This window comes from Streptomyces sp. NTH33, assembly GCF_003236365.1.
GTDB lineage: Bacteria > Actinomycetota > Actinomycetes > Streptomycetales > Streptomycetaceae > Streptomyces.
The window spans coordinates 1-11,906 of sequence record NZ_POTZ01000214.1 but is presented as its reverse complement, the minus strand read 5'-3'; the positions used below and the strand labels follow the sequence as shown (position 1 = coordinate 11,906).

11 protein-coding genes are annotated in these 11,906 nt (G+C 70.3%); 8 read left to right on the top strand and 3 right to left on the bottom strand.

Annotation, left to right across the window (positions count from 1 at the left end; translation table 11 throughout):
* Positions 1-158 precede the first annotated feature (158 nt).
* Both C1I97_RS20490 and C1I97_RS20485 read left to right on the top strand, forming a co-directional pair.
* Positions 159-497 (top strand): YnfA family protein, encoded by a 339-nt coding sequence (locus C1I97_RS20490; protein ID WP_111004674.1) that lies wholly within the window; start codon positions 159-161, stop codon positions 495-497.
* A 60-nt stretch (positions 498-557) separates the two neighbouring features.
* On the top strand, positions 558-1,334 hold the full coding sequence (locus tag C1I97_RS20485; RefSeq protein ID WP_111004673.1) for an SDR family NAD(P)-dependent oxidoreductase: 777 nt from the start codon (positions 558-560) through the stop codon (positions 1,332-1,334).
* A gap of 19 nt (positions 1,335-1,353) precedes the next feature.
* On the opposite strand, the gene C1I97_RS20480 is transcribed toward C1I97_RS20485, so the two are convergent.
* The gene (locus tag C1I97_RS20480; RefSeq protein WP_111004672.1) at positions 1,354-2,547 is read right to left on the bottom strand and encodes an RtcB family protein; all 1,194 of its coding nucleotides are present in this window, start codon (positions 2,545-2,547) and stop codon (positions 1,354-1,356) included.
* 196 nt (positions 2,548-2,743) lie between these two features.
* Here C1I97_RS20480 and C1I97_RS40005 point away from each other — a divergent pair, with 196 nt between their 5' ends.
* From C1I97_RS40005 to C1I97_RS20465, 3 genes are all read left to right on the top strand, one after another.
* A complete protein-coding gene (locus tag C1I97_RS40005) occupies positions 2,744-3,583 on the top strand; it encodes a DUF3558 domain-containing protein (RefSeq protein WP_181446818.1) in 840 nt (279 codons plus the stop codon).
* Between the two features lie 118 nt (positions 3,584-3,701).
* Positions 3,702-4,634, top strand: coding sequence for a DUF3558 family protein (locus C1I97_RS20470; protein WP_111004670.1), 933 nt, complete (start codon positions 3,702-3,704; stop codon positions 4,632-4,634).
* Between the two features lie 106 nt (positions 4,635-4,740).
* Positions 4,741-6,009 carry a DUF2637 domain-containing protein gene (locus C1I97_RS20465; protein ID WP_258382661.1) on the top strand — a complete coding sequence of 423 codons (1,269 nt, stop codon included), beginning with the start codon at positions 4,741-4,743 and terminating at the stop codon, positions 6,007-6,009.
* Between the two features lie 37 nt (positions 6,010-6,046).
* Here C1I97_RS20465 and lysS read toward each other — a convergent pair whose 3' ends face one another.
* On the bottom strand, positions 6,047-7,819 hold the full coding sequence (gene lysS / locus C1I97_RS20460) for a lysine--tRNA ligase (protein WP_111004669.1): 1,773 nt from the start codon (positions 7,817-7,819) through the stop codon (positions 6,047-6,049).
* A 240-nt stretch (positions 7,820-8,059) separates the two neighbouring features.
* On the opposite strand from lysS, the gene argS reads away from it, so the two are divergent.
* From argS to C1I97_RS20450, 3 genes are all read left to right on the top strand, one after another.
* Positions 8,060-9,823, top strand: coding sequence for an arginine--tRNA ligase (argS, locus tag C1I97_RS20455; RefSeq protein ID WP_111004668.1), 1,764 nt, complete (start codon positions 8,060-8,062; stop codon positions 9,821-9,823).
* 331 nt (positions 9,824-10,154) lie between these two features.
* On the top strand, positions 10,155-10,325 hold the full coding sequence (locus tag C1I97_RS40000) for a hypothetical protein (RefSeq protein ID WP_181446817.1): 171 nt from the start codon (positions 10,155-10,157) through the stop codon (positions 10,323-10,325).
* An 88-nt stretch (positions 10,326-10,413) separates the two neighbouring features.
* Entirely contained in the window at positions 10,414-10,812 is a 399-nt protein-coding gene (locus tag C1I97_RS20450) for a hypothetical protein (protein WP_111004667.1), read from the top strand.
* A 92-nt stretch (positions 10,813-10,904) separates the two neighbouring features.
* Here C1I97_RS20450 and hemB read toward each other — a convergent pair whose 3' ends face one another.
* The gene (hemB, locus tag C1I97_RS20445) at positions 10,905-11,897 is read right to left on the bottom strand and encodes a porphobilinogen synthase (RefSeq protein WP_111004666.1); all 993 of its coding nucleotides are present in this window, start codon (positions 11,895-11,897) and stop codon (positions 10,905-10,907) included.
* Between the last annotated feature and the right edge of the window lie 9 nt (positions 11,898-11,906).

Here is an 11,906-nt window from a genome sequence, read left to right as displayed (position 1 = left end):
GCCCACAGCCACCCGAACCGCCGCCCCAGCGCCCGCCGCGCAACCACCCTCCGCGCCTCCTCACCGCGCCCGCACCCGAGACGCCCTCACGCCGACCGCCGCCGCCGTCCAAGCCGACCGCCGTCATCCAAGCAGAAGCCCCGTGCGAGGCTGCCCTCATGCTGATCCTCCGCTCCGCCGCCCTCTTCGTCGTCGCCGCGCTCTTCGAGATCGGCGGCGCCTGGCTGGTCTGGCAGGGCGTGCGCGAGCAGCGCGGCTGGCTGTGGGCCCTCGGCGGCGTCCTCGCGCTCGGGGCGTACGGCTTCGTCGCCACCTTCCAGCCCGACGCCCACTTCGGCCGCATCCTCGCCGCGTACGGCGGGATCTTCGTCGCCGGCTCGATCCTGTGGGGCGTGGTCGCCGACGGGTACCGGCCCGACCGCTGGGACGTGGTCGGCGCACTGGTCTGCCTGGCCGGCATGGCCGTGATCATGTGGGCGCCGCGGAACGGCGGCTGACGGTCCTCCCCTACGCTGGGCACAGCCGACCGCACCGACCACCGTCCCGAGGATCAGCCCATGGCCACCGCCGCACCGTCCGCCGCCTCCCGCATCGCCGTCGTGACGGGTGCGAGCAGCGGCATCGGCGCCGCCACGGCACGGCAGCTCGCCGCCGCCGGCTACCGCGTCGTCCTGACCGCCCGCCGCGAGGACCGCATCGAAGCACTCGCCGAGGAGATCAACGCGGCCGGCCACTCCGCCACCGCGTACCGGCTCGACGTCACCGACCGCGCGGCCGTCGACGAGTTCGCGACGGCCTTCCGGACCATCGGCGTCCTGGTCAACAACGCGGGCGGCGCGCTCGGCGCCGACCCGGTCGCCACCGGCGACCCGGCCGACTGGCGCACGATGTACGAGACGAACGTCCTCGGCACCCTCAACCTCACCCAGGCCCTCCTGCCCAAGCTGGAGGCGAGCGGCGACGGCACGGTGGTCGTGGTCTCCTCCACGGCCGGCCACGCCACCTACGAGGGCGGCGCGGGCTACGTCGCCGCCAAGCACGGCGCCCACGTCCTCGCCGAGACCCTCCGCCTGGAGATCGTCGGCAGGCCGGTCCGCGTCATCGAGATCGCCCCCGGCATGGTCAGGACCGACGAGTTCGCCCTGACCCGCTTCGGCGGCGACGAGGAGAGGGCCGCCAAGGTCTACGAGGGCGTGGCCGAGCCCCTCACGGCCGACGACGTGGCCGACACCATCACCTGGGCGGTCACCCGCCCCAGCCACGTCAACATCGACCTCCTGGTCGTCCGCCCCCGCGCCCAGGCCTCCAACACCAAGGTCCACCGGGAGCGGTGAGCGTGCGGCCGTACCGCCGTCAGCCCTTCACGCACACCACCTGCCTGAGCTTCGCGACGACCTCGACCAGGTCCCGCTGCTGGTCGATGACCTGCTCGATCGGCTTGTAGGCGCCCGGGATCTCGTCGACCACACCGGAGTCCTTGCGGCACTCCACGCCCCGCGTCTGCTCCTTCAGGTCCTTCGTGGAGAAGCGGCGCTTGGCGGCGCTGCGGCTCATGCGCCGGCCGGCGCCGTGCGAGGCGGAGTTGAAGGACTTCTCGTTGCCGAGGCCCTTCACGATGTACGAGCCCGTGCCCATCGAGCCGGGGATGATTCCGTACGCGCCGGAGCCCGCGTGGATCGCGCCCTTGCGGGTGACGAGCAGGTCCACGCCGTCGTAGCGCTCCTCGGCCACATAGTTGTGGTGGCAGGAGATCTCCGGCTCGAAGGCCGGCTTCGCCTTCCTGAACTCCTTGCGGATCACGTCCTTCAGGAGCGCCATCATGATCGTCCGGTTGTGCTTCGCGTACTCCTGCGCCCAGAACAGGTCGTTGCGGTACGCCGCCATCTGCGGGGTGTCCGACACGAAGACGGCGAGGTCGCGGTCGACCAGGCCCTGGTTGTGGGGGAGTTTCCGGGCGATGTCGATGTGGTGCTCGGCCAGTTCCTTGCCGATGTTGCGGGAGCCGGAGTGGAGCATCAGCCAGACAGAACCGGTCTCATCTGTGCACACTTCGACAAAATGATTTCCGGATCCGAGCGTTCCCATCTGCTTCGTGGCGCGTTCCTGACGGAACCTGACCGCCTCCGCCACCCCGTCGAACCGTCCCCAGAAGTCGTCCCACCCGGCCGTCGCCAGCCCGTGGAACCGCCCCGGGTCGACGGGGTCCTCGTGCGTCCCCCGCCCCACCGGGATCGCCTGCTCGATCTTCGAGCGGAGGCGGGAGAGGTCACCGGGGAGATCGTTCGCCGTCAGCGAGGTCTTCACCGCCGACATCCCGCAGCCGATGTCCACGCCCACCGCCGCAGGGCACACCGCGCCCCGCATCGCGATGACGGACCCGACCGTCGCGCCCTTGCCGTAGTGGACGTCCGGCATGACGGCGAGGCCCTTGATCCACGGGAGGGTCGCGACGTTCCGGAGCTGCTGCATCGCGCCGTCCTCGACCGTCGCGGGGTCGGTCCACATGCGGATGGGAACCTTCGCGCCCGGCACCTCTACGTACGACATATCGATCCTCATCCCCCGAAAAGCAGACAGAAGTATTGAAGCGAAATACCGGCGCCAAGATCGACGAAACAGGACAGCGGACCGGCGTCCACGGCATCGCGTGCGATAGACATTGTGTTCCGGACGCGCCCCCGCCCGGCAAGCGAATAACCAGCGGGGACCCGGACCGACCGACATCCGCGAGAGGAGCCCGACCGTGCTGCGGAAGGCGTACGTACCCGGTGCCGCCGCGCTTCTCGCGGCGCTGCTGGCCGGCTGCACCGGTGGTTCGCCGGGCGACGGCCAGGCGGACAACGCCAACCCCGGCGGCACCGGCATGGCGACACCGGCGGCCCAGCCGGGCAAGTACCGCACGCTTCCCGAGGCCTGCGGCGCGGTCTCCCACGGCACCCTGGACTCGCTGCTGCCCGGCATCCGGCAGATCACGGACGTGGACCAGCGGGAGAAGGCCTACGAGGGCCAGGCGACGCTCACGTACGACACCGACCGCAAGACCGGCTGCCGTTGGAAGGTGGAGTCCGCGGACGCCACCGACCACCTCTACGTCGACTTCGAGCGGGTCGTCTCCTACGACAACACCGTCAGCGACGACAGCCAGGCGGAGTCGCTCTTCGCCGTCAGGCAGACGGCCGCGGACCTGCCCGAGCCCGCCGTCACCGGAAGTTCCGAAGCCAATCCCGGCTCCGGCAGCACCTCTTCCTCTTCCTCTTCCCCCTCCTCTTCTTCCTCCTCTTCTTCCTCCTCCTCTTCTTCCTCCACCTCGCCACCGGCCCCCTCCGGTGTCACGTCGGCCGACCTCCGGCCCCGCACCCTGAGCGATCTCGGCGACGAGGCGTTCCTCGACGACTCGCTCGGCAGCTCCGGTTCGACGGCCAAGCAGCGCACCGTGACTGTGGCGTTCCGCACGTCCAACGTGATCGTGACCATCGAGTACACGGAGCAGCCGGCGAGCGTGGGTCTGGTCCCGGACAGCGAGGAAATGCAGGGCAGAGCAAGGAAACTGGCGGAACAGCTGGCCGATTCGCTCGGTGGTTGACCTGTCCCGTCCGGCACTTGACGCCGGGACGAGGAGCGCGGGAAGGGAGACCACACGGCTGCCCCACCGCGTACCGTGGCCCCTCGGACCCGATCCGACCGCAGGAACCACGAGCGTCATGAGTGAAGGAACCATGCAGCGAGCAGCCCAGCGAGAAGTGGGGGTACCTCCCACGCCGTTCAGGCAGTGGGGGAGTGCCCAGAGTGCCCCGCGAGCGAAGCGCCTGAACCGCGTCCTTGTCGGCGCGGCCGCCGTGCCCATGGTGTTCCTGGCCGCGGCCTGCTCCTCCTCGGACTCCGGCTCCGGCTCCGGTGACGGCGCGCAGCAGACCGCGACGGCCGGCGCGCAGGGCTCCACGAGCCCGAGCGCCTCGCCGACGGTGCAGGCGGCCGCGTACGCCGAGCTGCCGGAGGCGTGCAGGGTCCTGTCGGACAAGACGCTCGGGGATCTGGTGCCCAAGGGCGCGAAGTCGGCCAAGCAGGGCTCCTCGAGTGACCTGTCCACGCGTGCCGGCTGTTCCTGGAGCAGCCTGGACAACAACGGCGTGAAGGGCTCTCAGTTCCGCTGGCTCAACGTCTCCCTGCTGCGCTTCGAGTCCGACGCCTCGCGCGGCACGGGCGAGAAGCAGGCGCAGGAGTTCTACCAGAGGCAGGTGGACGACGCGCGGTCCGTGCCGGACGCGAAGAACACGAAGGCGGAGCCGCTGTCCGGGACGGGCGACGAGGCCACCGTGGTGCGCTACGACCTGAAGAAGAAGGAAGGCGCCTTCAAGCAGCAGACGGTCGTGGCCCGGGTGGAGAACGTGGTCGTCACCCTCGACTACAACGGTGCCGGTCTGGCCGGTGACAGCACCCCGGACGCGGACGGCCTGGTCAAGTCCGCCGAGAAGGCCGCCAAAGAGGCGGTGACCGCGGTGGCGAAGGCGAACGGTGCGGCCGGCGACGGCTCGGCGCCGAGCGCCTCCTCGTCCCCCTCGGCCACCAAGTCCCCCGGGAAGCCGGCGTCCCCGTCGGCCTCGGCCTCGGCGTCCGAGCCGGCCGCCAAGGGCTGAGCCGGGGCAGGACCGCAAAAGCGGAGCAACTGGTCCGGCCCTCCGTCCCTCGTACGGATGTGCCACCCTGTTGCGCGCAACAACACGCACAGGGAGGGGAGTACGGGTGGCCGCGCCACAGCTGACCCGGATGCACCGCGTTCTCATCGGCGTGGTCGTGGCAGGCGCCGTGATCATCGCCGGTATCGGCTTCGCCGGCTCGTACGCGGCCGTCCTGGACCTCGCCCTCAAGAAGGGCTTCGGGAAGTTCAGCTACGTCTTCCCGATCGGCATCGACGCGGGCATCTGCGTCCTGCTCGCCCTGGACCTGCTCCTGACCTGGATCCGCATCCCGTTCCCGCTGCTGCGCCAGACGGCGTGGCTGCTGACGGCCGCGACGATCGCGTTCAACGGCGCCGCCGCCTGGCCGGACCCGCTGGGCGTGGGCATGCACGGGGTGATCCCGGTGCTGTTCGTGGTCTCCGTCGAGGCGGCCCGGCACGCGATCGGCCGTATCGCCGACATCACGGCCGACAAGCACATGGAGGGCGTCCGCCTCACCCGCTGGCTGCTCTCCCCGGTCCCCACCTTCCTCCTCTGGCGCCGTATGAAGCTGTGGGAGCTGCGCTCCTACGACCAGGTGATCAAGCTGGAGCAGGAACGCCTCGTCTACCAGGCCCGCCTGCGCTCCCGCTTCGGCCGCGCCTGGCGCCGCAAGGCCCCGGTGGAGTCCCTGATGCCGCTGCGCCTGGCCAGGTACGGCGTCCCCCTCGCCGACACCGCCCCGGCGGGCCTGGCGGCGGCGGGCATAGAACCGGCGCTGATACCCCCGGCACCGCGTGCGGAGGCCCCCGCCCCGCAGAGCGCGGTGCCGCCCGCCGAGCAGCGCCCGGAACTCGTCGGCACCCGGCAGGACGCGGCACCGGTACCGCGCGAGGAGCCCGTCCCGGCCCAGAACCCCTGGCTGCACGCCCGCGACCCGCAGTCCGTCGAGTACCACGGGGGCTACGACCCCACGTACGACCCGGACGCCGCGTACGCCCAGTGGTACGCGGAGCAGCAGCAGGCCGAGGAGTACCAGGACCAGTACCTGGAGGAACCCCCCGTCCAGGAGCCCTCTCCGGAGGAGACCGGCAGCTTCCCGATCCCGGTGAGCCCGGGCCGCACCCGCGAGCTGGGCGAGGGCGGCGGCACCCCGCCCGCCGAGCCGGACGAGGAGGAGTACTACCAGGTGTTCCGCCAGTCGATAGACGGCAGCTACCCCACGCCCCGTGCCCTCGGCGACAACATCCAGGCGACCTACGGCACGACGCTGAGCCCGAGCGCCCTGAAGGTCCTCGCGGAACGCTTCCAGAAGCGCCACCTGGCGGAACTGGAAGAGGACCACATCGCCTAGCCACGACGGCCAGCCACGACGGCGAAGGGGGCGCGGTCTACTCCCCGAGCAGGGTCCGCACCCGCTCCTGCCCCACCGCCAGCAGCAGCGTGGGCAGGCGCGGACCGGTGTCACGCCCCACCAGCAGGTGGTACAGCAGCGCGAAGAACGACCGCTGGGCGGTCTTGATCTCCGGCGGCAGCTCCTTGGGCGTGGCGTCGGCGGAGAACCCGGCCTGGACCTTGGGCACGCCGTAGACGAGGTGGGTGAGCCCGTCGAGCGACCAGTTCCCGGCGAGCCCGTCGAGCAGCAGCCGGACCGACTGCCGGGAGGGCTCGTCGAGGGACTTCAGCAGCTCGGTGTCGGGCTCGTCGCGGACGATGGTGCGCTGGTCGGCGGGGACGTAGGTGTTGATCCACGCCTCGGCCTTGTCGTACCGCGGGCGGACCTCGTCGAGCGAGGTGAGCGGGTTGGCCGGGTCGAGCTCGCCGAGGATGCGCAGCGCCTGGTCCTGGTGGCCGGCGGTGATGTCGGCGACGGACGCGAGCGTGCGGTACGGCAGCGGGCGCGGCGTCTTCGGCAGCTCACCGGCGGCGGTGCCGACCGCGCGCGTGTACGCGGCGACGTCACCGGGCAGCGCGGAGCCTCCCCCAGTGCTTGACGCCTGGGAGGTGCCCCCAGCGACCTTGGCGGCGAGCCTGTCCCACTCGTCGTACAGACGCTGGATCTCCTGGTCGAAGGCGATCTTGAAGGACTGGTTGGGCTTGCGCCGGGCGTACAGCCAGCGCAGGATCTGCGGCGCCATGATCTTCAGCGCGTCGGCCGGGGTGGGGACCCCGCCCCGCGAGGACGACATCTTCGCCATCCCGGAGATGCCCACGAAGGCGTACATCGGCCCGATCGGCTGCTTGCCGCCGAAGATCCCGACGATCTGCCCGCCGACCTGGAACGACGACCCCGGCGAGGAGTGGTCGACGCCGCTGGGCTCGAAGACGACGCCCTCGTATGCCCACCGCATCGGCCAGTCGACCTTCCAGACCAGCTTGCCGCGGTTGAACTCGCTGAGCCGGACGGTCTCCGAGAAGCCGCACACGGTGCAGGCGTAGGTCAGCTCGGTGGAGTCGTCGTCGTAGGCGGTGACGGTGGTGAAGTCCTTCTCGCAGTTGCCGCAGTACGGCTTGTACGGGAAGTACCCGGCCGAACCGGAGCTGCCGTCGTCCTCGGACGCGGCGCCCGAGCCCTCCTCTGCCTGCAGCTCGGCCTCGTCGACGGGCTTCTGCTGCTGCTTCTTGGCCGGCTTGGGCTTGGTGCGGTACTGGGCGAGGATCGCGTCGATCTCGCCGCGGTGCCTCATCGCGTGCAGGATCTGCTCGCGGTACACGCCGGAGGTGTACTGCTCGGTCTGGCTGATGCCGTCGAACTCCACGCCCATCTCGGCGAGCGCGTCGACCATGGCGGCCTTGAAGTGCTCGGCCCAGTTGGGGTGCGCCGAGCCCTTGGGGGCCGGGACGGAGGTCAGCGGCTTGCCGATGTGCTCGGCCCACGTCTCGTCGATGCCGGTGACGCCGGCCGGGACCTTGCGGTAGCGGTCGTAGTCGTCCCAGGAGATCAGGTGCCGTACCTCGTACCCCCGGCGGCGGATCTCGTCGGCGACCAGGTGCGGGGTCATGACCTCGCGCAGGTTGCCCAGGTGGATGGGGCCGGACGGCGAAAGGCCGGACGCGACGACGACCGGTTTGCCCGGGGCCCGACGCTCCGACTCCTTGATGACGTCGTCCGCGAAACGGGAGACCCAGTCGGTGGTCTCGGTGCTCTGAGCCACGATCGGCACGTCCTCTTTCTGAAGTTCCTCTGAAGGTTCCCTGGAGATTCTCCGTGGGCAGCCGTTGCGGTCGCACGGCTGACCACTCCATTCTCCCAGGCGGGTCGGCATCCACGAAAACGCCTTTTCATCGCGTACGACGGGCCCGCGCACCCCGGCGTTCACCCGCAGACCGGGAAATTCGCTTTGCCCCGCGTGGGATACTGGGCCTGTCTATCCATCCCCACGAGGAGAACGGCACCCACTCCTATGGCCTCGGTCACGTCCCTCACCGCCTCCGTCCACCAGCGCCTCGCGTCCGCCCTCTCGGCCACCCTGCCGGAGACCGCCGCCGCGGACCCGCTGCTGCGACGTAGCGACCGGGCGGACTTCCAGGCCAACGGGATCCTGGCGCTGGCGAAGAAGGCCAAGGCGAACCCGCGGGAGCTGGCGGCGCAGGTCGTCGGGCACGTGGTCACCGGTGACGTGATCGAGGACATCGAGGTCTCCGGGCCCGGCTTCCTCAACATCACGGTCACCGACCGGGCGATCACCGAGAACCTGGCCGCGCGGGTGGCCGACCCGGAGGGCCGGCTCGGCGTGCCGTACGCGGAGCACCCGGGCACGACGGTGATCGACTACGCCCAGCCGAACGTGGCCAAGGAGATGCACGTCGGCCACCTGCGGTCCGCGGTGATCGGCGACTCCGTCGTCCAGCTCCTGGAGTTCACCGGCGAGAACGTGGTCCGCCGGCACCACATCGGCGACTGGGGCACCCAGTTCGGCATGCTCATCCAGTACCTGGACGAGCACCCGCACGAGCTGGACCACAAGGCGTCCGAGGTGTCCGGCGAGGAGGCGATGTCGAACCTCGACCGCCTCTACAAGGCCGCGCGCAAACTCTTCGACTCCGACGAGGAGTTCAAGACGCGGGCCCGGCGCCGGGTGGTGGACCTGCAGGCCGGGGACCCGCACACGGTGGCCATGTGGCAGAAGTTCGTGGACGAGTCGAAGATCTACTTCTTCTCCGTCTTCGAGAAGCTGGACATGGAGGTCCGGGACCCGGACATCGTCGGCGAGTCCGGTTACAACGACATGCTGGCCGAGACCTGCCGCCTGCTGGAGGAGTCCGGCGTGGCGGTCCGCTCGGAGGGCGCCCTGTGCGTCTTCTTCGACGACGTCAAGGGCCCGGACGGCAACCCGGTCCCGCTGATCGTCCAGAAGTCCGACGGCGGCTACGGCTACGCGGCCACCGACCTGTCCGCGATCCGCGACCGTGTCTTCAACCTCAAGGCCAACACCCTGCTGTACGTGGTGGACGCCCGCCAGTCCCTGCACTTCAAGATGGTCTTCGAGACCGCGCGGCGGGCCGGCTGGCTGAACGACGACGTGACGGCGTACCAGCTGGCGTTCGGCACGGTGCTGGGCAAGGACGGCAAGCCGTTCAAGACCCGTGAGGGCGAGACCGTCCGCCTGGTCGACCTGCTCGACGAGGCGATCGACCGCGCCTCGGCGGTCGTCCGGGAGAAGGCCCAGGACCTCTCGGAGGAGGAGATCGCCGAGCAGGGCGCCCAGGTGGGCATCGGCGCGGTGAAGTACGCGGACCTGTCGACGTCGGCGAACCGGGACTACAAGTTCGACCTGGACCAGATGGTCTCGCTCAACGGCGACACGTCCGTCTACCTCCAGTACGCCTACGCCCGGATCCAGTCCATCCTCCGCAAGGCCGGCGAGACGCGCCCCGCCGCCCACCCGGAGCTCGAACTGACGGAGGCGGAGCGGGCGTTGGGCCTGCACGTGGACGCCTTCGCGGAGACGGTGCGAGAGGCGGCCGCGGAGTACGCCCCGCACAAGCTGGCGGCGTACCTGTACCAGCTGGCCTCCCTCTACACGTCCTTCTACGACAAGTGCCCGGTGCTGAAGGCCGGGACGCCGCAGCAGGTGGAGAACCGCCTGTTCCTGTGCGACGTCACGGCCCGCACCCTCCACCAGGGCATGGCCCTGCTGGGAATCCGGACGCCCGAGCGCCTCTGACGGGCCGACCGGTCCAGCCGGTCCGACCGATTCAGCCGGTCCGGCCGATTCAGCCGATTCAGCAGATTCGCCACAGCAGGCCCCGGCCCGTACTCAACGGGTCGGGGCCTGCTGTCGTGGTCATCGCGGCCGTCCCGCCGCAAAAGGCTCCCACGCTATCTCCTCCTTTCCGCCTGCGCGAGTTCCCGGAAATCACCTCACAGCACGAAACGAGATCGAAGTGCGGCAAGAAACAGGCGCCCCGAGGATGTGGAAGGAGCGGAGCGCCGGACTTCCCACGGTTCGAGCACTCCGCTGCGTCATGCGCCCTGCTTCACAGAAGGAGGAATTCATGACGACAACGACGGAGACCCCCACGCGGGAAAAGGCAGGCGTCGGCCAGGAGGAAGAGGAAACCGGCATCGGTCCGCTTCTGCTGGCCGCGATGCTGACCCGCCGTGAGGAGCGCGGGGAGTCGCTGATCCAGCACCCCCTCCTCCTCGCCGCCCTGGCCCGCCGCTAGGAGTTGGCGACGCCCCTGCCCTCCGATGGTGGCGGCTGCCGGCATCGGAGGGCAGGTCCCGTACGGCAATCAAACTTGAGGAACCACAATGGCAGCTGAGTCCGGCGGAGAATCGGAACGGGATCCACCGGAGACCTTCATCGACGAGGTCTTCGAGGAAATGATGCGCGAGTCCGGGATTCCGCGCTCCGGCACCGGTGTCAGGCACGGAAAGGACCCACTGGCGGCAGCTCTGCTGGAAGCGGCCGTGACATCCCTTTCGCAGCCGACGTCCTCCCGTTTCTCGGAAATGGAAAGGGTACTGTTCGCGCAGGCCCTGGCGACCGCGCTGGCGGAATCCCTCGCACCGGCCCTGGCGGAGTCCCTGGCCATGGAAATCATGAAGGTGCTGAACCAGCACGCCACCTCGCACAGCGCCGCCCGCGAATCCGCGGGCGCGGGTGCCCGCGCCCGCCGGGGCGACGGCGAGCGTGGCACGGGCTCCTGACCCACCGCGGATCGCTCCGGGCATCCGGCGGGCCGTCAAGGCCGCCCGCGAGACAACGGGCGGCCTGACCGACGGCAACCGACGGCGGGGGGTCAGCGCAGCTTCTGCGCGACCTCGGTGGCCCAGTAGGTGAGGATGGTGCGCGCCCCGGCCCGCTTGATGCCGGTCAGGGTCTCCAGGATTGCCCGGTCCCGGTCGACCCAGCCCTTCTCGGCGGCGGCCTCGATCATCGCGTACTCGCCGGAGATCTGGTAGGCGGCGACGGGCACGTCCACGGCGTCGGCGACCCGGGCCAGGATGTCGAGGTAGGGCCCGGCCGGCTTGACCATCACCATGTCGGCGCCCTCCTCCAGATCGAGCGCCAGTTCCCGCAGCGACTCCCGCAGATTCGCCGGATCCTGCTGGTAGGTCTTGCGGTCGCCCTGCAGCGAGGAGCCCACCGCCTCCCGGAAGGGCCCGTAGAAGGCGGAGGAGTACTTGGCGGTGTAGGCGAGGATCGCGACGTCCTCCCGCCCGATCTGGTCGAGCGCGTCCCGGACGACGCCGATCTGCCCGTCCATCATCCCGCTGGGCCCGACCACATGCGCACCGGCGTCGGCCTGCACCTGGGCCATCTCGGCGTACCGCTCGAGCGTGGCGTCGTTGTCGACCCGCCCCTCGGCGTCCAGCACGCCGCAGTGCCCGTGATCGGTGAACTCGTCCAGACACAGGTCGGACATGACGAGCAGCTCGTCCCCGACCTCGGCCCGCACATCGCGCAGCGCGACCTGCAGGATCCCGTCCGGATCGGTCCCGGCGCTGCCGAGGCCGTCCTTCTTCCCCTCCTCCGGCACCCCGAACAGCATGATTCCGGAGATCCCGGCCTCCACCGCCTGGGCGGCCGCCTTCTTCAGGCTCTCCCTCGTGTGCTGCACGACCCCGGGCATCGCCGAGATCGGCACCGGCTCGCTCACGCCCTCCCGCACGAACGCGGGCAGGATGAGGTCCGCCGGGTGCAGCCGGGTCTCGGCGACCATGCGCCGCATGGCCGGACTGGTACGCAGCCGGCGAGGACGCGTACCGGGAAAGGATCCGTACTTCGTCATGCCCTCTAC